Annotated in this window: 20 protein-coding genes and 1 pseudogene; 17 read left to right on the top strand and 4 right to left on the bottom strand. The window is 53.1% G+C overall.

All coding sequences use genetic code 11. The features are described from left to right. Nucleotides 1-153: 153 nt before the first annotated feature. The 16 genes and pseudogenes from KI362_RS19720 to KI362_RS19645 form a co-directional block, all read left to right on the top strand. A complete protein-coding gene (locus KI362_RS19720) occupies nt 154-540 on the top strand; it encodes a DUF1048 domain-containing protein (protein WP_301629712.1) in 387 nt (128 codons plus the stop codon). Next, the gene (locus KI362_RS19715; RefSeq protein WP_301629710.1) at nt 512-862 is read left to right on the top strand and encodes a DUF1048 domain-containing protein; all 351 of its coding nucleotides are present in this window, start codon (nt 512-514) and stop codon (nt 860-862) included. The genes KI362_RS19720 and KI362_RS19715 overlap by 29 nt, the downstream gene beginning before the upstream one ends. Nucleotides 863-874: 12 nt before the next feature. After that, nucleotides 875-1195 (top strand): PadR family transcriptional regulator, encoded by a 321-nt coding sequence (locus KI362_RS19710; protein ID WP_301629708.1) that lies wholly within the window; start codon nt 875-877, stop codon nt 1193-1195. 68 nt (nt 1196-1263) lie between these two features. Then, nucleotides 1264-1605, top strand: coding sequence for a DUF1048 domain-containing protein (locus KI362_RS19705; protein ID WP_044481288.1), 342 nt, complete (start codon nt 1264-1266; stop codon nt 1603-1605). 153 nt (nt 1606-1758) lie between these two features. Next, nucleotides 1759-2520, top strand: coding sequence for an ABC transporter ATP-binding protein (locus KI362_RS19700; protein ID WP_301629706.1), 762 nt, complete (start codon nt 1759-1761; stop codon nt 2518-2520). Continuing rightward, on the top strand, nt 2521-3270 hold the full coding sequence (locus KI362_RS19695; protein ID WP_044481285.1) for an ABC transporter permease: 750 nt from the start codon (nt 2521-2523) through the stop codon (nt 3268-3270). A gap of 519 nt (nt 3271-3789) precedes the next feature. Beyond that, entirely contained in the window at nt 3790-4389 is a 600-nt protein-coding gene (locus KI362_RS19690; protein ID WP_301629703.1) for a CPBP family intramembrane glutamic endopeptidase, read from the top strand. Between the two features lie 767 nt (nt 4390-5156). Further along, complete coding sequence (locus KI362_RS19685; RefSeq protein ID WP_301629701.1) at nt 5157-6788, top strand: response regulator transcription factor; 1632 nt, start codon at nt 5157-5159, stop codon at nt 6786-6788. A gap of 5 nt (nt 6789-6793) precedes the next feature. Then, nucleotides 6794-7420 (top strand): SGNH/GDSL hydrolase family protein, encoded by a 627-nt coding sequence (locus KI362_RS19680; protein WP_301629699.1) that lies wholly within the window; start codon nt 6794-6796, stop codon nt 7418-7420. Between the two features lie 27 nt (nt 7421-7447). Further along, nucleotides 7448-9262 carry a cache domain-containing sensor histidine kinase gene (locus tag KI362_RS19675; protein WP_301629697.1) on the top strand — a complete coding sequence of 605 codons (1815 nt, stop codon included), beginning with the start codon at nt 7448-7450 and terminating at the stop codon, nt 9260-9262. Between the two features lie 171 nt (nt 9263-9433). Next, a complete protein-coding gene (locus KI362_RS19670) occupies nt 9434-10348 on the top strand; it encodes an ABC transporter permease (RefSeq protein WP_301629695.1) in 915 nt (304 codons plus the stop codon). Nucleotides 10349-10368: 20 nt separating this feature from the next. Further along, the gene (locus KI362_RS19665) at nt 10369-11253 is read left to right on the top strand and encodes a carbohydrate ABC transporter permease (RefSeq protein ID WP_301629693.1); all 885 of its coding nucleotides are present in this window, start codon (nt 10369-10371) and stop codon (nt 11251-11253) included. Nucleotides 11254-11356: 103 nt separating this feature from the next. Then, nucleotides 11357-12859: an extracellular solute-binding protein gene (locus tag KI362_RS19660; protein ID WP_301629691.1), complete on the top strand. Its 1503-nt coding sequence runs from the start codon at nt 11357-11359 to the stop codon at nt 12857-12859. Nucleotides 12860-12940: 81 nt separating this feature from the next. Then, on the top strand, nt 12941-13972 hold the full coding sequence (locus KI362_RS19655; protein WP_374705686.1) for a glycoside hydrolase family 130 protein: 1032 nt from the start codon (nt 12941-12943) through the stop codon (nt 13970-13972). Continuing rightward, the gene (locus KI362_RS19650; protein ID WP_301629689.1) at nt 13969-15453 is read left to right on the top strand and encodes an FAD-dependent oxidoreductase; all 1485 of its coding nucleotides are present in this window, start codon (nt 13969-13971) and stop codon (nt 15451-15453) included. The genes KI362_RS19655 and KI362_RS19650 overlap by 4 nt, the downstream gene beginning before the upstream one ends. A gap of 232 nt (nt 15454-15685) precedes the next feature. Continuing rightward, nucleotides 15686-15832 (top strand): annotated as a pseudogene (locus KI362_RS19645) (IS200/IS605 family transposase); the annotation flags it as partial. A gap of 55 nt (nt 15833-15887) precedes the next feature. Here KI362_RS19645 and KI362_RS19640 read toward each other — a convergent pair. Beyond that, on the bottom strand, nt 15888-16319 hold the full coding sequence (locus KI362_RS19640) for a MarR family winged helix-turn-helix transcriptional regulator (RefSeq protein WP_301629688.1): 432 nt from the start codon (nt 16317-16319) through the stop codon (nt 15888-15890). 117 nt (nt 16320-16436) lie between these two features. Between KI362_RS19640 and KI362_RS19635 the strand changes: the two genes are divergently transcribed. Continuing rightward, nucleotides 16437-17024, top strand: a complete 588-nt coding sequence (locus KI362_RS19635) for an NAD(P)H-dependent oxidoreductase (RefSeq protein WP_212937866.1) — start codon at nt 16437-16439, stop codon at nt 17022-17024. Nucleotides 17025-17047: 23 nt separating this feature from the next. On the opposite strand, the gene KI362_RS19630 is transcribed toward KI362_RS19635, so the two are convergent. From KI362_RS19630 to KI362_RS19620, 3 genes are all read right to left on the bottom strand, one after another. After that, on the bottom strand, nt 17048-18508 hold the full coding sequence (locus KI362_RS19630; RefSeq protein ID WP_301629685.1) for an aminotransferase class V-fold PLP-dependent enzyme: 1461 nt from the start codon (nt 18506-18508) through the stop codon (nt 17048-17050). Nucleotides 18509-19012: 504 nt separating this feature from the next. Beyond that, nucleotides 19013-19492 (bottom strand): DsrE/DsrF/DrsH-like family protein, encoded by a 480-nt coding sequence (locus tag KI362_RS19625; RefSeq protein WP_212937864.1) that lies wholly within the window; start codon nt 19490-19492, stop codon nt 19013-19015. 135 nt (nt 19493-19627) lie between these two features. Beyond that, nucleotides 19628-20704 (bottom strand): C40 family peptidase, encoded by a 1077-nt coding sequence (locus KI362_RS19620; RefSeq protein ID WP_301629681.1) that lies wholly within the window; start codon nt 20702-20704, stop codon nt 19628-19630. Nucleotides 20705-20809 lie beyond the last annotated feature (105 nt).

The raw sequence follows: 20809 nt of genomic DNA, 5'->3' as shown, positions 1-20809 counted from the left end.
GGTGATACAATGTACCTGTAATCAGCGATACTGAATAGCGAAAGCAAGAGCTTTCATCCGCTATTCGGTTCATTTTTCCACCGGTACTAAGTTATACAGAATATTAGTCAGACAGAATAGTTTGGAAAATGATTGAGGTGAAGGAGAAGAGCCATGAATTTCTGGGACAAAATCACAGGCAATGACATGACGAGAGAATTTAAAGGGTTTGAAGCGCGGGCTCAAAAGCTGCCGGCGGATTACCAAGCGGCATGGGAGAAAATTAAAACGAATCTTTGGCAGCACTCCGACTTCACCGGTCGCAACCTCATGCCCATCCTGGACGGTGCCCTGAGCTGGCTTGAAGAAACGGCGGCGGACGGTCAGCGCGTTCAAGAGGTACTGGGTGACGATATCCAAGGTTTCTGTTCAGCGCTGGCCGGCGAAGAAGGGGCCAAGTCGCTTCGTGACAAGTGGCGCGAGCAGCTCAACAAGAATGTCGCCAAAAAATTAGGGGAGCTGGAGGGAAAACATGAATATTCAAGAAATGCTCCAAGGTAAAAAAGAATGGCGGGCTCACGTCGCACGCGTTAAAGCACTCCCGCAGGATTATCAAATCGTTTATAACGAGATTCAGAAATATCTTTTTCGGGTCGGCCCCGTTGAACTCAGTATTGGGATCGGCTTGCTCTCGGGGATTGTGGATTTATTTGAGGAGGGCGCGAGTCTTGGGAAAGGAGTCCTCGAGGTGACGGGGCGCGACGTTGCGGCTTTCTGCGACGAACTCATCAAAGGCTCCAAAACGTACACCGATATCTACGAAGACTCCGTTAACCAGGCAATGAACAAGGCCACGAAAAAGGTTACCGACAAAATGAAGTAAAGGGTGCAGATTATGGACAATTTAACTGAAATGCTGAAGGGTTCGCTGGAAGGGTGCGTCTTGGAAATCATCAGCCGCCGTGAAACGTACGGTTACGAGATTACCCGGCGCCTGAACGAGCTGGGGTTTTCCGAAGTCGTGGAAGGGACGGTTTATACCATCCTTGTGCGATTAGAGAAGAAAAATCTGGTGAATATCGAAAAGAAACCGTCGGATATGGGACCGCCCCGCAAGTTCTATACCCTGAATGAGGCTGGCCGCCAAGAGCTCGCCTCGTTTTGGAAAAAATGGGATTTCCTATCGTCAAAAATCAACGCTTTGAAGTCCAATTAGCTTCATAAGATATTCCGAACCCTAATTGGAACATCCCATGAAGTTCAACCCAAAGGAGGAGAAGCAACATGTTGGAAATGTTCAAAAAATTAATCGGTGATAAGAAAGAATACAAGATGATGATGGCAAGGGTGGAGGCACTGCCGGAGGACTACCAGTATGTGTTTAAGAAAATCCAAAACTATATGTGGAATTTCTCGGCGGGTAACGGGATGGATATGCTGCACATGCAATACGAATTAGTCGATTTGTTTGAAGCCGGCGCGGCGGAAGGAAGACAGGTGCTGGAGATCACCGGGGAAGACGTGGCGTCGTTTGCCGATGGCCTCGTGGCCAATGCGAAAACCTACTTCGCTAAATATCGGGAAGATCTGAATCAAAGCATTCTGGAGCGATTAAGAAAAAAATAAAACTTGGTCGGATCATACCGTAGATCAAACCGACTGAATGGCTGGTTCCGAATGGATACTTCCACCTTTGCTATTCAGTTTTATTTTAGTCAGGTAGTAAGTGATACGTGTTACCAGTGTTACTAAATAGTTGATTATAGGAGGAGAAAAAAGATGGGTAATGCAGCGATTTCCGTAAAAGGACTTAAAAAATCATTTAAAGACAAGGAAGTCTTGGAGGGAGTGGATTTTGAGGTGCGGCGCGGCGAAATTTTCGCGCTGCTGGGCTCCAATGGAGCGGGCAAGACGACGACGGTCAACATCCTCTCGACGCTGATGAAGCCCGATGGCGGAGAAGCAAGTGTTTGCGGCTCTGACGTCCAACGTCAACCGGATCATGTTCGCCAGAGCATCAGCCTGACCGGGCAGTTTGCAGCTATAGACGGCATGCATACAGGAAGGGAAAATCTGATAATGATCGCCAAGCTGCGGGGAGTTTCCCATCCCGCTCAAGTCGCCGACAATCTGCTTGCTAAATTCAGCCTGACCGATGCGGCGGGCCGCCGGGCGGACCAGTATTCCGGCGGGATGAGGCGCCGGCTTGACATCGCCATGAGCCTGATCGGGAGTCCGGCAGTCATTTTTCTCGACGAACCGACGACAGGACTTGACCCCGAAGCGCGGATTGAAGTCTGGAATACCGTCAAGGAACTTGCCGGCAGCGGAACGACCATCATGCTGACGACCCAGTACCTGGAGGAAGCCGAACAACTGGCGGACCGGATCGCCATCCTGCATGGGGGAAAAATCATCACGACCGGTACCCTTGCCGAACTCAAAGAGATGTTCCCGCCAGCGAAAGTGGAGTACGTTGGGAAGCAGCCGACTTTGGAGGAAATCTTCCTCGCGATCATCGGCAAAAGGGAGGAGAAGTAAATGACAAGCAAAACAGGGGTATTACTAGGACGTTTAATGCGCAATATCATGCGCAGCCCGGATACGATTATCACGGTAGCGATTACGCCAATTGCGATGATGCTGTTATTTGTTTACGTATTTGGCGGCGCCATAGAGTCAGGTACGGACAATTACGTCAATTATTTATTGCCGGGAATCTTGCTGATGGCGATTGCATCCGGCATCTCTTACACGGCTTTCCGGCTGTTTGGGGATATAAAGAGCGGGTTGATGGCGCGTTTCATCACCATGCCGATCAAGCGCTCGTCGGTATTATGGGCTCATGTATTGACATCGCTTGTTTCCAATGCGCTCACTGTCGTGGTGGTTTTTCTCGTTGCGCTTTTGATGGGCTTTCGTTCAAGCGCCGGTATCCTGGAATGGCTCGCGGTAGCCGGGATCCTCGGATTGTTTACGCTGGCGCTGACCTGGCTGGCGGTCATTCCCGGCTTGACAGCAAAGACAATGGAAGGGGCAACGGCCTTCTCGTACCCGTTGATATTCTTGCCGTTTATCAGTTCGGCCTTTGTCCCTACCGAAACCATGCCTAAAATTGTTCGGGTGTTCGCCGAGAACCAGCCCGTGACTTCCATCGTGAATGCGATTCGTGCTCTCTTGTATGGAGGATCGGTTGGCAGCGAAATCTGGACCGCGCTTGCCTGGTGCGTCGGCATTATGATCATCGCCTACTTCTTCGCCAGCAGAGTATTCAAAAGCAAGTTAGGGTAAGCCTCAATCGCTTATCCCAACGCGAGGCAGAAGGTGTTGCTATTTCGGTTCGCCCATGCCATTCTTTTCCTATCTTAAAAGAACGGAGGGTTACGTGGGATTGATTGGGGGGCAGCCTCCTAATCAATTGGGCAGCATTTGCTGCATAACAGGAACTTATTCTGGAGATCGTAGAGAGGGCCGATATTTCGGACGGCGAAACGTTGATTTAGTGGTATAATAGGCGTATCTGCAAAGGGTACTGATGAATTTGCAACTGCAGTTGAGAAAATTGCGCATAACGTTTCCAATAAGATATTTGAGAGCGATGGACCTGTTTATTTAGAGGATGGATTATGGGCTGAAGAATTGACATACGATGAAATGATTCAGAAAATAGCTATAAATAGAAATGAATCTATAGAAAATGTTAGAAGAAATATAAGCAAAAATGAACCCTCCTTAATGGCTGATGATCATATTTTCTATGTACATTTTTATTTTACTTTGGAAAAAAGGACGGGAACCGTGGAATTATTAGTGAATAAACTCATTAGCAGTATTCTGCAAATCCTTCTTTTTGCCGCCATTCCATTGATTTGGTGGGCTGTATCATCGAGAAGGCAAACCTCCTTCTGGAACTGGATCGGGTTGAAGAGAATCGGAGAAGCCAAAGGCAAGGGCCTGTATGTATGGATGGGGGCAGTGATTGTTGGATTTCTCCTGCTGTCGCTGTTGATCCTTCCCTTGGTATCGGGGTCTGACACGGCCGCCTCGGAGTTTAATGGTCTGGGAATCGCCGCCTTGCCTGCCGCATTGGTATATGCCTTCTTTAATACGGCGCTGCCGGAGGAGATTATTTTCCGGGGATTTTTGTTAAAAAGATGCTCGGCAAAGCTTGGATTTCCCATCGGAAATGCGATTCAGAGTCTATTGTTCGGATTGATGCACGGAGTCATGTTTTTTGCAATCACCGGCGCCCTTACGGCTTTGTTGATTATTATTTTCACAGGAGCCATCGGCTGGTTTATGGGGATGATCAATGAAAAGAAGGCGAATGGATCGATTCTTCCGAGCTGGCTGATTCATGGCATTGCCAATACATTCTCGGCGTTAATGGCCATGTTTTTGATTTTCTAAGCTGAAGAATCATAACCACCCGTTGGACGGGTGGTTTGCTCTTGTGGGAGGATAAACCCCTGTTTCCAAGCTGCGCCTGCTGGTTGCTTCAGCTCATTAAGCCTATTCTGACTGATTGCTGGATCACCTTGTCGATGAATTGTAGAACATACAACTAAAACCTCATCATTTCCAAATTTCACAGGTTTAAGTGTACCACCTACAGCTAAAAGTCTGTTTTTTTTCAGAAGGGCTGAGTTTTTGCGAATCTAACTGCACTCTATACACCTATTTTTAAATGCAGAGCCAGAGTCCAGTAATTAGGTGTACCTTTTACACTTAAACCGCCGCCCTAGGTTGAATATAAACTGGAGTAAAGATCTTGTTGGCAACCAAGAACTATAGTCTAGCTCACACGAAGTGGATGTGCAAACCCAGTTTAACTGGGAAGTGGAAGTGACAAATAACAATGAGCCTGAACAGATTTGTGGTCAGGCTAGCGTCTTTAGGCGCAGTTTGGCAACAAGGGGTTATACCCCAAGAGCAAACCACCCGTTGGACGGGTGGTTATGATTATGGCAACTTCCAATGATTATGCGGCTTGAGCGGGTATCGTTTCGCACTTCGCTTCGGAAGCGCCGCGTTTTTTGACGAAGGTGCCGCTTTTGTGTATCCTTTGTATTTCCGTCACACATTACTGAATATCCGACTATAAATGAAGACGATTGTATCAGTGCCCTCCGTTTATAATGGAGAAAAGACCTCGCTTTCCGGGAGGGGTTCCATTCATGTACAAGTTGATCATCGTCGACGATGAATATTCGACCCGTAACGGGCTAAAAGTGTGCATCAACTGGCTTGAATACGGTATTGAAGTTATCGGCGAGGCCGAGAACGGGATGAAGGGATTGGCGCTGGCCCAAAGCTGCCGGCCTGATATCGTGCTAACGGACGTCAAGATGCCCGGGATGGATGGCATCGAAATGGTCAGACGGCTGAGGGAAGTCATGCCCGAAATCAAGATCGTCTATATCAGCGGCTACGACGACATCGCTTACCTAAAGTCGGCAATAAAGATGGACGCAGTGGATTACATCCTGAAACCGGTCAACCTGGATGAACTGACGGCCGTCGTCGAGAAAATCATGGACATGTCCAAGCGCGAAGAGAGAGCCAATGACCTGCTGCAGCGGATGAGCACCAAGCTGCAACAGAGCATCCCGCTGCTGAAAGAGAAGTTCTTGATCCAACTGATCCGGGACGGTAATCCGGATCGCGCCCAGATCGAGAGGCGAATCGACTTCCTGGAGCTGCGGCTGTCGTACGACGCTTCTTATTGCGCGCTCATCATCCGCATCGACAACGCAATTACCGTGTTCGAAGCGATGTCGGAGCAGAACACGCAACTGATCTCGTTTGCGATCCAGAACATTTGCCAGGAACTGGTCGATCAGCGGACGTCGGGCTATGCCTTCGAAAATCGCCGCGGCGAATACGTGCTCATCATCGCTTTACCGGAGACGTTGGGAGAAGATATCCTCCTTCCGTTCGTCGAGGAATTGACGAGTAGCCTGCACGGGTTCCTAAAACGGCTGGCGGAGATTCACCTGACGATCGGCATCGGCGGCAGCGCCGCGCACCTGGGCCAATTGACTGAAAGCTACCAGACGGCCGCGGAAGCGATCGAACGCAAGTTATTCCTCGGCCGGAACCAGGCAGTCATGTATGACGCAATGGCGGCCAGCAAGGACGTGGACTACCGGCGCATCAACGAGTTGCTGGCGGCGATCGCGTCCGTGCTCAAGACAGGCGACGCGGAACAGATCGAGCAGTTGCTGGAGGCGATATTTCGAGAACTGATCCTCAGTCGCGGGATCAGCTATAAGGATTGTCAGCGGATCTGCTTGCAGGTTCTGCTCGTCGCCTCACAATTTCTGTCCGAATTCGGCCTTCGCACCGGCCTCCAGAACGGCGAAGAATCCGAAGTGTGGGAGCAACTGCTTAAGTTGGAGACGCTGGACGAGATGAGCCGTCATATAAAGCATTATTTGTTTTCGATCTGCCGCCAGGTAGAGACAAAGTCGTTCAAGAAGGACCATGACGACGTCATCGGGAAGATCATCCGAATCATCGGCGAGCGTTATGCGGAGAACTTGACGATTTCGGATATCGCACAGCGGGTTTATCTGGCCAAAACGTATATCTGTCTGCTCTTCAAGCAGGAGACGGGGGAGACCATCAATGAATATATCACGAGAGTTCGGATGGAGAAGGCGAAGGAACTGCTCAAGGAGACGGACAAGAAGCTGGCGGACATCAGTCAGGCTATCGGCTATGTAGAACCGAGCTATTTCACGAAGCAATTTCGCAAATACACGGGCATGACGCCAAGTGATTACAGGGACATTCATCGGAGGTAATGATCATGAGAGAACGTTGGCGGGGCAAAAGCTGGGCGACGCTCGGCGACAGTATTACTGCTGCAAACGGCTATCAGCCGCTGGTTTCGCAAGCGCTTGCATTCGAGCGAGTCGGCAATTATGGCCAGAGCGGCTGTCCGATGACGGCGGGCAGCGACAGGGACGAAGGGGCGACGGTTTATATGGGCGAGCGCCTGGAAAGGACCTACGACTGCGTCACTATCTTCGCAGGCACGAACGACTACCGTCTGGGTATGCCTCTCGGCGACCTTCGCCCGGTCGGTCAGGCGCCCTTTGATATCCGTACCTTTTGCGGCGCCTATCAGACGCTTGTCGAAGGCTTGCTGGCGCGCAATCCTTTATGCCGTCTGAATCTCTGGACACCGCTGCAGCGGGACAAGGATGGCTTTGACGGCGAGCGGCGCAACGGCCAAGGTGCCTTGCTGGCGGAATACGCGGCGGCCGTTGTCCTGCTCGGAAAAGCATACGCTTTGCCCGTGCTGGATTTACACGCACAAAGCGGTTTCAATAAGCTGACGCTGGACGTGCTGACAAGCGATCGGCTGCACCCAAACGAGGCGGGCCACCGGCGGATCGCCGATCTGGCCATCCCATTCCTGGCGGCGCTCTGATATCGGAAGAGAGGCGGTGCACCAGCGATGGGCGTGGTTCGCAAATTCCGTCTGCTGTGGGCGGAGTGCAGAAGGACAATTATCCTCTATTTGCTTATTGTATTACTGCCGGCCGGCGTGCTGTTGCATTACTACTTCCAACGGTCCGAGGACATTTTTGAGCGGCAAGTTACGGAGTCTATTCTGAATTCGATCCGTCAGGTTAAGATCAACTTAGATTACCGCTTGTCCAAAGTCGACGAGATTTCCGACGCGCTGATCTTGAACACGGATCTGTACGACCCGTTGGCTGGCGATCCGCTGGCAGGCACGCATTACAGCCAGGTTCAGGAGGAGGCCAAGCTGGGCAATCTGGTTCGCAGCCTGCAGGGCAATGACATTCGCAAGATCAAGCTGTATGTTAATCCCGATAAAATGTACGCTCGCGAGCACGTCAACTTTTTTAGCCTCGACGAAGCCAAGGAGGAGCCATGGTACGGGCAGGTGATGAGGAGCAATGGCGGCGTGTACTGGATTCCCACCCGAACAGTCTCCTACCTCGGATCGCCGGGCTCGGTTCGGATTGTCTCCTCCGCCCGCATCATCCGGGATCCTGGCAATTACGCTCGAATTGTCGGCATTCTGGAGCTGGACGTACCGGAGGCCAACCTGTCGGCCATTCTCGCGCAGGCTGAGTATCAGGAGTCGAATCGCACGATGTATGTCGTCGATGGCGACGGCTTCATTATATCCCAGACGCAGGAGGATCTGATCGGCACGCGGCTGCTGCAGCCGGATATGTTCAACACGGTGCGGGATCAGGCTTCGGGCATTCGGCGCATGACGATCGGCGACGAGGCTTATTATATGATTTTCGACACGTTGGATGAGAACGGATGGAAGGTCGTCTCGCTGTTGCCCGTTCGCCTGATCAACCGGACGAATGCGGACTTCAACGTCGGCTTTTCCATTGTTCTGAGTTTGTCTCTGATGCTGCTGGTCATCTTGGGCGCGTTCCTCGTATTTGCGAACGTCAACCGCAGCATGATCGCGAGACTGCGGCACATCACCGAACAGTTGAAGGAGCGGGGCGCGGTGGTGATCGAGGAGGGACTTCCAAGGCGCCGCGGCGTGGTTATTCAGTTGGAGAAAAGCGTGACGCACATGCTGAGCACGCTGCAGCAACTGCTGGAGGACAACTATCGGACAAAGGAAAAGGAGAAAGAAGCGCAGATGCGGGTGCTGCAGGCGCAAATCAACCCCCACTTCCTCTATAATGCGCTCGATACGATCAACTGGATGGCGCTGACGAAAGGGGCAAAGGACATCAGCCGGATGCTGCAAATGCTTGCGCAGTATTTCCGGCTGAGCCTGAGCAAAGGCAAGGATATCGTCACGCTGGAGGAAGAAATGAACCTCGCGAAGGCATATCTCGAGATCCAGAAGCAGCGGTTCCACAGTTTCGAATACGAGATGGTGTATCCTGATTCGCTGGCCGGACGATTACTGCCGAAGCTGATCGTGCAGCCGATCATCGAGAACGCGATTTTACATGGTATACAGAACGAGGACGGCCATCAAGGCTGCATCCGGCTGGAAGTCTTCGAGCAGGGAGGCGGCTTCGTCATCCGCGTCGCCGACAACGGCACGGGCATGAGCGAGGATAAGGTGCGTGAACTGTTCGCAAGTTTCTCGTCGCTGCCGACCTCGACGTCCAGCTACGGATTGTACAATGTCTGGGAACGGCTACGTCTGTATAGCGGAGGTGCAGGTTGCTTGAACGTTACGTCCATGCCTGGCGAAGGAACGACGGTCAGCCTGACGTTTCCGGACGGGCCACCGCCGCCGCATAGAGTTCAGTGATTTGATCCGTTCTCTCCGAGTACTCACTCGGGGAGGGCGTTTTTTTTTGTTGTATGCCGCGGGTGATACCTGAAGATTCGACCAGCGCAGCTGAATGCTGTACCTCACGCGCCGTAATTTCGTTCGGCTAAAATGAAAGCGTAACCTTCATCGGAAAGGAGGAGGAGAGGGATGAAAGGCCAAGCGGGCTGGCTTTCCCAGATTCGTCGCAATTATGATTTATATCTGCTGTTAATACCGGGCCTCGTTTTTTTGGTGATTTTCAAATACACACCGATCTACGGCCTAGTCATCGCCTTCCAGAATTTCAACATCTTCAAGGGTATCGGGGGAAGCGAGTGGGTCGGTCTTCAACAATTCGAGCGCTTGTTTCATTCCGCGGATTTTGGCCTCATTATGGCAAATACGCTGCTCATCAGCTTGTACAAAATCGTCTTCCTGTTCCCGATCCCGATCATCATCGCGGTGCTACTGAACGAAGTCGGCAGAATGTGGTTCAAACGGTCGATTCAGACGATTATCTATCTGCCGCATTTCCTGTCCTGGGTCGTAATCGCGGGGCTGTTCGTCAACATCCTGTCACCGTCCACCGGGATCGTCAATAGTATCATCGGCTGGTTCGGCGGAGAGCCGGTGAACTTCTTCATGGACAACCATTATTTTCGCAGTGTTCTCGTCGCTACGGCAGGGTGGAAGGAAACAGGATGGAACGCCATCATCTTCATCGCAGCCATTGCCGGTCTCGATCCAGAGCTGTACGAGGCGGCCAGGCTCGACGGCGCCAGCCGCGTGCGTCAGATGCTCCACATCACGCTGCCCGGCATCTCTACGACGATCGTCCTTATGCTCATCCTTCGCATCGGCGGCGTGCTGGAAGCGGGAACCGAGCAAATCCTGCTGATGTATAACCCAACTGTATACGAAACGGGGGATGTCATCGGCACTTACATTTACCGAATGGGGTTGACTTCCATGGAATACAGCTTCTCCACCGCGGTCGGGTTGTTCGAGTCGGTGATCGGCTTCATCCTGGTCATCGGCGGCAATCAGCTGTCTAAGCGGATCACAGGTAAGAGCATCTGGTGACGAGAGGAGGTGAAAAAAAGATGACCCAATCGCGCAGCCGGCCCTTTTCCGAAGCAATCTATGTATCGATCGTCTACGTCATCTTGGCCGGCACCGGCATTCTTTGCCTCTTCCCGTTCGTAAATGTGCTGGCCAAATCGCTCAGCGCTAACTGGGCGATTGTCTCGGGGAAGGTCGGGCTCTGGCCGATCGACTTCAACCTGAAGAACATCGGATTCGTCATCGACGACAACATGTTCCAGCGAGGGTTTCTGATCTCGGTCTCCCTGACCGTCGTCGGTACGTTGGCTTCGGTCGTCATGACGGCGGTCTCCGCTTATCCTTTATCAAAGAAGCATTTGCCGGGCATCAAGTTTGTACTGCTGCTATACATCTTCACGATGTTGTTCAATGGGGGACTCGTCCCTAATTACCTGCTTATTAAAAACTTAGGATTGATGAACAATCTGATGTCGCTCGTGCTGCCGGCGCTGATCAATGTCTTTAATCTGTTGCTGATGAAAAATTACTACGAAAGTCTGCCGGAGAGCCTGGAAGAATCGGCCAAGCTGGACGGCGCCAGCAACCTTCGCATTGTACTGCGCATCATCATTCCGCTCTCGGCGCCTGTGTTCGCCACAATCAGCTTGTTCTATGCCGTCTCCTTCTGGGGCGACTGGTTCCATCCCATGTTATATTTGAATGATCCGGCCTTGAAGCCGCTGCAGCTTTACATGCGGGATGTCGTGCTTCAAGCATCGAATGAGAACCTGCTGAACCAAGACAACGACTTGCTGCTGAATGTGTCGCCCGAAGGCATTCGCAACGCAACAATCATCGTATCAACGATCCCGATTCTGCTCGTTTATCCGTTCCTGCAAAAGCACTTCATCAAAGGGATTCTCATCGGCTCTGTCAAAGGATAATCGGCCTTAGCGGCTCGAAGACGGAATAATCTCTTGGCGGGCTGACCTCATTCCCGGAACGGCAAGGGTTATTTATAATTACTTACAATATGGAGGGGTTCAAATGTCGAGGAAAAAATGGTTCGCTGCGGCTGTCATGCTGCCGCTGGTTTTCTCCGTTCTCCTGGCCGGATGCGGAGGCGGGGGAGGAGGCAATAACGAAGGCGGGAACGCTGCGGCAGAGGACAAGCCGACGTTGAAGCTGCTGCGTAATTACATGGCCGACGATTACAACTCGTATCCGGTCAATCAATTCCTGGAGGAGGCGACCGGCTACAAGCTGCAGAACGATATGCTGCCCCAGGAGAATCCGGACGACAAGCTGAACCTAATCATGGCTTCCAACTCGGATTATGATCTGGTGGATGCCATGAACAAGCAGGTATACTTCAACTTCGCCCAGAATGGCGCACTGACGGACTTGACTCCGCTTATCGACCAATACGGGCCAAACATCAAGAAGGCGGTCTCACCGAAGAGCTTCGCGGGCGTAACGGTCGACGGGAAAATTTACGGGATTCCGACGCTGAACGTCTCCTACGTTCGCTCCGGCTTATTGATCCGCACCGACTGGCTTGAGAAGGCCGGCAAGAAGATGCCAACGACGCTGGACGAATTTGTCGATGTCTTGAAAGCGTTTAAGGACCAGGATCCGGGCGGAAACGGCGCGAACAACATTCCGATGACGATTGATGCCATCGGATTGCTGGACAACCTGACGGGTGCTTATGGGATCTTCGGATCATGGACCGATGTGGACGGAAAGCTGGTGAACGTTGTCGATCACCCTGGACTCAAGGACTATATAACTTTCATCCGGAATCTTTACGACCAAGGATTGATAGACAAGGAATTCGCTACAAACAAGTCGGCTACCGCCGCAGAGAAGTTCACCAGCGGCCGGGCCGGTATCTATCTGTCCATCTGGTCGTCGATTCCCAGTTTTGACGAAGCGCTTCAAAAGAATGTGCCGGGCGCAACCTACCAATTCATTCCTCCTCTAAAGGGGCCTAACGGACAAAGCGGATTTACCGAGATCGGCGGCTTTAATAAGATTACGTTCGTCCCCAAATCAGCCAAACACCCGGAGGATGCGATTAAGCTGGTTAATGCCATGCTGGATCCGAATACGTTCAAGGAACTGTTCATTGGCAAAGAGGGCGAGACGTATACGATGGAGAACGGCAATTACATGCCGATCGATCCCGCATTCTTCGATGATCGCGCCCAATCCAACAACTTCGTCATCGGGATGGATGAAGCGAACTTCGTCCAGTACTGGCAGGCACGCCTGCAGAAGAGCAAGCCGATGTTCGACAACTACAAGATCATCAACTCGGTTCCCCAGGATCAGATTCATATGGACCCGCTCGCCTTCGCGTCGTACTTGCCGAAATACTCGGCGAACAGCGTCAAGCTGGGTACACTCGTCAACGATGGCCTGATCAAAATGATCGTGGACGGTGTGTCCGACAATGCGATCGCCGATCTGCAGAAGGCATGGAGGGACGCAGGCGGTCAGGATGTAGAGAAGGAAGTGAACGACTGGTACGCAAGTCAACAATAAGAAAGATCCGGGGCTTCGCCTTGACGGCGAGGCCTCGCCTTTCAAGAGAGAGGAAGCTGACCGATGTTTATGGAATCTTCAATGGACCCGCTGCGTTCAGCGCCGGTCGTCCGGCGCTATGCCGGCAATCCGGTGCTAGCGCCCCATCAGGTACCCTATGGTCCGGCCATGGTGTTCAATGCCGGAGTGGCCAAATATGAAGGCCGCTATGTGATGGTGTTCCGCAACGATTACGGCGATGCTTCGATCGAGCAGGTTGCACCCGGTCATACGACCAATCTGGGCCTGGCGTTCAGCCGAGACGGCATTCATTGGGACGTACAGCCGAAGCCTTGCTGGCAATGGCATGACGAAGAAACCGTGCGCGTGTACGACCCCAGGTTGACTGTCATCGACGGCAAGGTGTACGTTTGCTTCGCCGTGGATACCCGCCACGGCTTGCGTGGAGGCATCGCGTCGACGGAAGACTTCGAGACGTTTGACGTACTTTCCTTGAGTGTGCCGGACAATCGCAACATGGTGCTGTTCCCCGAAAAGGTGAACGGCCGCTACGTCCGATTGGAGCGGCCGATGCCCGTCTACTCGCGGGGCGGGCGCGACCGGTTCGACATCTGGCTGTCGTCGTCCCCGGACTTGATCTACTGGGGACAAGCTTCCCTGGTACTCGGCGTTGAGGATGTCGGCTTCGCCAATGACAAGATCGGGCCGGGAGCCCCGCCCATCCGTACGCAGCATGGCTGGCTGACAACGTTCCACGCGGTCGAGATCGATCCGCAGCGGGGCAAGAATGGCTGGGAAGCAGCCTGGACCAAGCGGTACAGCGCCGGCCTCATGCTGCTCGATGCGGACGATCCGAGCCGGGTTGTCGGGAGGTACGACGGGCCGCTGCTGGCGCCCGAAGCGCCTTACGAGACGGCAGGCGGCTTTCGCAATGATGTTATTTTCCCGGGCGGCATGATCTTGGAAGACAATGGCGAAGTCAAGATTTATTATGGCGCGGCCGACACCGTGGAATGCTTGGCTACCGCACATGTAGACGATTTGGTCCGGCTTTGTCTGGAAGGCAGCAAACAAGCCGAAGCCGGGAGCGAAAGGAGGCCGTTAGAGCGATGATTTACGACCTGGTGATTTACGGCGGCACCGCGGCAGGCCTGGCCGCCGCAGTTCAAGCTCGCCGCATGGGAATGAACCCGATTGTCCTCGAGCCATCCCGCAGGCTGGGAGGCTTAAGCAGCGGCGGGCTGGGTGATACGGACTTCGGCGACAAGTCGGTGATCGGCGGCCTGTCACTGGAGTTCTACAAGCGCGTCGGCCGGAAGTATGGTTCGGACGAAGCGGTCTGGATGTTTGAGCCGAAGACGGCGCTGTCCGTCTTCGAGGATTGGGTGGCGGAATACGGCATCGAGGTTCGGTACGGCGAAAGGCTCGGTCCGGTCGATCCCGTCGTGAAGCGCGGCAATCGGATCGAATCGATCCGGTCGGAGTCCGGGCAAACGTATGCCGGCAGAATGTTCATGGACGCTGGATACGAGGGTGACCTCATGAAAGCGGCGGACGTCTCGTATGCATTAGGCAGAGAGCCGAACAGCCGGTACGGGGAAACGTACAACGGCATTCAGACTGCGGTTGCCGTCAAGAACCAGTTGCCCCGGGGCATCGATCCGTATGTGGTGCCGGGCGACCCGGCGAGCGGATTGCTGCCCGGCGTCAATCCCGGTCCCGGGGGGCCGGACGGCGGAGGCGACGACAAGGTCCAGGCGTACTGCTACCGGATGTGCCTGACGGACGCGCCGGACAACCGAGTCTTCGTGGAACAGCCGGCAGGCTACGACGAACGGGACTACGAGCTGCTGTTCCGCGCCATCGAACAGGGCGAGGACGTATTCTTCAAACTGCGGATGGTGCCAAACCGGAAGACCGATTCCAATAATGACAGGGGATTCTCGACGGACTTCATCGGCTGCAACTATGCCTATCCGGAAGCCTCTTATGCCGAGCGGGAGGCAATTGCGGCCGCCCACGAGCGCTATCAGCGCGGCTTGATTTGGACGCTGCAGCACCACCCTCGTGTGCCGGAAGCCATTCGTGAATTTTATAAGCCGTGGGGGCTGCCGCTCGACGAGTTCACGGAGAACGGTTGCTGGACACCGCAGTTGTACGTCCGGGAAGCCAGACGGATGGTGAGCGGTCTGGTTATGAACGAAAATCATATTTTCCTGCGTTCTCCCATCGCCGATCCCGTCGGTCTCGGCTCCTACACGATGGATTCTCACAATGTGCAGCGGCATGTCGGTCCGGAAGGAGACGTCCGGAACGAGGGAGATGTGCAGATCAAGCTGAATTCACCTTACCCGATCAGCTACCGATCGATTGTACCGGAGGAAGAGCAATGCGCAAACTTGCTTGTCCCCGTCTGCCTGTCGGCCTCGCATATTGCGTACGGCTCCATTCGGATGGAGCCGGTGTTTATGGTGCTGGCCCAATCCGCGGCGACCGCTGCGGCGCTGGCGCTCGAGGCCGGCATCGCGGTGCAGGCGGTGCCGTATGACAAGCTGCGTGAGCGATTGCTGCTGGACAATCAGGTAATCGGCTAAAAGTACTGCTTATAGGATGCACAACACGAGTTGACGTTGATCGACTGACGTGGTCCCGAATACGCCCCAACGCCTTTCCTGACGGAGAGGCGTTTTCTTTAGGCTTTAGCCAGTTGAGCACGCGAAGCGTGGGAAACAAAAAACCACCCGCTATGCGGGTGGATGGATCGAGGGTTTGACCACCAAGACCTTCCCGATAAAATTGAGATGTTCAGGCTCAATTGAAAGGAGGGGGTATTATGTGAGTACAGTGGGGTTGAATGAAGCCACCGTAGCAAAGTACATTCGTGAACAAGAAGCACACGGCCAAGCGATGGATAAGCTGAGTGTAAAAGAATATGAAGATCCATTCAGCGAAAAAAGGAACAAAAAGAAGTAACCCAGTTTAACTGGGATTAAATGAAAAAAGGGAACCAGCCTCTGCCCCGCAGGGATCAAGACCGGAACACCTTGGTTTGCAGCAGCTGTAATGCATCATGAACGGTCTCCAGCTCATGCTCTGTTAGATGAGCGATGTGCTGCTGGAAGCGGTGCTCCACGCGTTGGAAGGCTTCATCCATCAAAGCTTGTCCCTGCAGGGAGAGACGAATGTATTGCACCCTGCGGTCCTCAGCGGCCGTATCCTTCGTGCAGAGTCCCTTGTCCAGCAGCTTCCGCATTTCCCGGCTGGCGTTCGGCATCGAAAGATGCAGACAATCGCTGATTTCGCTCAGCGTTACCGGCTGACTCACGGCGATATATTCCATCATATTATACTGAACGGCTGTCAGATCATGACCCCGCAGGTCCTTGGTCATTCCATGCTTCACCTCATGCACCGCTGTCGTAAATGCGACGAATTGTTGAAATAATTGATGACGATCCATGTGCTCACCTCTGATTCAACATAACAAAATACATATCAATAAACAATTATCATTTGACAACTATATATAGAGTGATATGATTTAGTTATCAAATGATAATTAATGGGGTGAGGCGATATGAAGGTTTTGGTCATCTACTGCCATCCAAATCATCAAAGCTTGAGCTACGCTTTTTTGCAGCAGGTATTGCATGGAAGTGAAGGGAACGGCCGGATTTCCGAGGTGCAGGTGCTGGATCTGTATGAAGAGCGCTTCGATCCGGTATTAGTATTCCATGAGCACAAACGGCGCAGAGATATGCATAAGGATCCGGAGCTGGAACGCCATCGGGAACAATTAAAGTGGGCAGACAAGCTAGTCTTCATCTATCCGATCTGGTGGGGGAGACCTCCGGCTATGCTTCTTGGCTATATCGACCGGATGTTCGCTTCAGGCTTTGCTTATAGGGATCATGGCAAGCTGCTGCCTGAAGGTCTTCTGAAGGGAAAATCGGCAGTTTGCATTTCCGTGATGAAAGGGCCGACACTTTACCCGCTATTTTGGCTGAACAATGCTCATAAGATCCTCATGCGCAAGGCGCTGTTGCAGTATGTGGGGGTCCGAAAGGTCAAATTTTTTGAATTCGGAAATATGGAAAATGCCAAGGGCAATCATGCAAAGAAGCTTCAGCGAGTATTTGATTATTTCCAAGGGCTTGCGGGATAGGCTTTACCCCTTGATGTACGGTGTCATCGGGAGAGATCAAACCAGGAATGCAATTCGGGCTTTATCGCAGCGGAGTCATTCCGATGATGCCATTCCCCGCTTTGGATATCAACCGCGTAGTCCCTTTTCCAAGAGGAACAGTACCTGATGCATGTGCGAACGGCATAGCCGATATACGCCATTTCCTGCTCGGTCATGGTTGGATGTATAGAGACACGCACCCAGCCGGGCTTGCCGGTCAGATCGCCGCAGAGAATAGTCTCGGCCATCTGCTTGGAAGGCTCGGGGCCGATGCCGAGCAGATAGTGCCCATAAGTTCCGGCACAGGAGCAGCCGCCCCGGACCTGAATTCCGAAGCGGTCATTCAGCAGCTTGACCATCAGCGCGTAGGGTACGGACTGAGCAAGAAAGGAGACGATTCCGAGCCGGCGGCGTTCCTCGCCTCCGAGGATGGTTACCTCCGGAATAGCGCTTAATTGACGCAGCAGCAAGGATGTGAGCCTCCGTTCCCGCTCCTGAATCAGCGGGATGCCCATCTCTTCCTTAAGACGGATGCAGAGAGCCGCACGAATGGCTTGCATGACCCCCGGGGTCCCGCCATCTTCTCTGGATTCGGCATGGCCATTGTAGATCCAGCCGCCCCATGGATCCGTCCACAGCACGGTTCCCCCGCCGGGATGATCCGGCACACGGCCCTGGTGCAGCAGCCGGGCGTTCATGACCAGCACGCCGCTTGTGCCCGGACCGCCAAGGAACTTGTGGGGAGAGAAGACTATGCCATCCAGCCAGCCCAAGGGAGATTCCGCCGGATGCATGTCGATAGTTGTATAGGGAGCACTGGCGGAGAAGTCGATGAAGCACAGGCCGCCATAACGATGGAGAATCTCTGCCAGCTCGGTATAAGGGGTTTCGAATCCCGTAACATTGGAGCAAGCCGTGAATGCACCGATCAGAGGGCGGCCGGCATATTGCCTGGCAAGCCTTTCGAGGCAGGAAGGATCTACGCTGCCGTCGGGTGCCGGCGGAAGGCAGATGACATCGCCAATCGTCTCGGACCAGGAGATTTGATTGGAATGGTGCTCCATATGGGTGATGAAAATAACCGGGCGTTGGCTTACAGGAACAACGGAGTGCAGCGGTGCCGGGAGCTTCAATCCGAGCAGCCGCTGGAGCTTATTCACCGCGCCCGTCATTCCGGTGCCTGCAAACAGAATAATATCATGCTCTCCGGCGCGAACATGCTGCTTGATGATACGCTTCGCTTCCTCATAGGCCAGCGTCATTGTTCCTCCCGTAATATTGGATTGGGAGTGGGTATTGGCTGCATAGGGCCCGAAGTCCCTTAGCAAGACGGTCTCAATCGGCTCGTACAATCTTCCGCTGGCAGCCCAGTCGGCATACAGCAGCTGTTGCGGTCCGTAAGGGGAATTGAACCGGTGTCTGTGTCCGACAATATTTTCCCGATAATACGCAAAATCATTCATTTCTTGCCCTCCAAACATCTATCCTCACCATAGGGTACTCAGAGGAAGTGGGCGCGGTCTCTCCCATCTGAAAATTTTCTAAATTCGGCACATATTATAGGCCTGTTACAGGCCTGGTCAGCTGAGCGAAAGCGCGCAAAAAGGCCGCCCATCCGGCCAGTATGCTTTGTCAGCATTACTGGACCAGTTGAACAGCCCGCATGATAATGTTGGCTGGAGCGCGCAAGGACATAGAGCCTTTTTGTATGATATTCCATATAAAGACGGCTCTTTTCAAGCTATAAGCGGGAATTTTATATGGAAAATTGTATAACTTTTCGGTTTTTGGGTCCCAGTGCTTATTCTTTATACGACTTTTCGCACAACATGCATTGGTTGGATTGGCTTGGGAGACAACTTGTGCGGAAAATCGTATAAATCTCCTCGTACTTCATGCAGGCGTTCTGCCTGGAGAGGTCCTCCGCACCTTCACATCACGTGAAGCCCTGATTTTAAGGTTGAACCTTAAATAAACAGCTGGATATCCGACTGCAGCGCATCCTTCAGATAAGTCTGGGCATCTACGATCTCCAGCTCGGGAATCAGTTCCTCAGGCTTGAAGCCCATGATCTCAACCGACAGCTTGCAGGCATAGAACCGGATGTTCTTCTTCCGCGCGCCCTTCAGATAATGGATCAGCTTTGGCGCCTCGTTATCCTCGATCATCTCGGTCAGCATCAGCTTGCCGAGCCCTCCGAAATTCATTCGGGATAAGGGCAGCTCCTCCGGTCCTTTCGGGGTCATCCAGGACATCATTTTTTCGTAGACGGATTTGTCCTCGGTCGTCATCTTGTCCGGATCCCGAAGCAGCGTCAGGCCCCAGAAAGCAAAAAACATCGTGACATCCACTTCAATATCCTTCGCCGCATTTGCCAGAATCAGCCCGGCCATCGCTTTGTCATACTCCCCGCTAAACATCAGCAGGCTCATCTTTTTGTCCGTCATCAAGGATCGCCTCCATATCTATGCTCGATAAGCATAGTATGGATTCACTGGCACAGCCTATGCAGGTTCACGGAGTCGACATACTTTATGGCCTGCATTTTAATAGGCTGTTCAAAAAGTCATCTGACACGGACTTTAATAGACCCGGCGGGCTGTCACGAACCTCTCCTTCCACGAGGCGGAGAATTCCTCCAGCTTAACGCCGTACTTCACGGAATACGTATGGAGTATCTGATTGTCGCCCGCATAAATGCCGACATGTCCGATCTCAAGCCCCCGTGCGCCGAAAAAGAGCAAATCTCCTTTTTGCAAATCGCTGAGAGCGACTTCTTGTCCCTGGGTAGCCTGGTCATAGGACACCCGAGGCAGCTCGATATCCAACACCTCGCTGAAGACGCGCTTCACAAATGACGAGCAGTCAAAGGTACTTGTCTGATCCGGGGAGGCGCCGAACTCATAAGGTGTGCCGAGATAAGTCATTCCGTAAGCGATCAATTCATTTGCCTGCTGCTCCCGCAACGTTGCACTGGAATAATCGCTGTATTTCGGCTTGGCGGAAATATAGCCTGTCCGCTGGTCCTGCGTGCGCACCTCCAGCCACAATGCGCCGGCCTCCCGCATCACCTGGATCTTCTCCCCCTTCGGGAGCATCTCTCCAACCGTCTCGCTTGCGGCATCCGGCGCGTTCCTCAGGTTGACGCCCCACTGGATCGTAGCATTTACCTCGATCGGAGAATAAATCCGGACGGCGCGTGCCGCCTCGTCCCAATCCACCTTGCTGCCCAGCGATTCGCTGACGAAGCGCAGCGGAACCAGCGTGTATCCATCGGCAATTCGCCCGGGAACAGCAAGCTGCATCGCTTGCCCGTTGAGGTCGGCCGTGCTGTCGCCAATCCGGTAGATGAGCTTGGTATTCGCCTTCTCTGCTGTCACGGTCTTGGTGGTGCCGTCCCAGGACAACTTGGCGCCCTGCGCCTCGAATAGACTGCGCATGGGTACCAGCACAGACCCGTCGACCATGCGGGGGGCGATTTCCGTCTGCAGCTTGCTGCCGTCCAGATAGACGGCTACGGCAGAGGCAGCCTCCGTGCCCGAGGGGGCTGCAGCTTCAGCGGCCAAGGCCGGCATCGCCGGAGCCGAAGCTAATATAGCAGCCGCCAAGCTGGAGGCCAGCACCGCCTTGCGTGTGTGTCGAAGATATGTAGGAATCATATATACATCACCTTTATGCCAAATTTAGTTATATAAGGTTAAACGCAGGGAGACTCACTTTAGTTGTGGGGGAAAATGTATCCAATTGACGAAAATGCTCGAAAA

The sequence above is a fragment of the Paenibacillus apis genome (assembly GCF_018333295.1).
In the GTDB taxonomy this organism is placed as follows: Bacteria; Bacillota; Bacilli; order Paenibacillales; family Paenibacillaceae; genus Fontibacillus; species Fontibacillus antibioticophila.
Note: the sequence above shows the minus strand (reverse complement) of the source record. Positions and strands in the feature narration are given on the sequence as shown.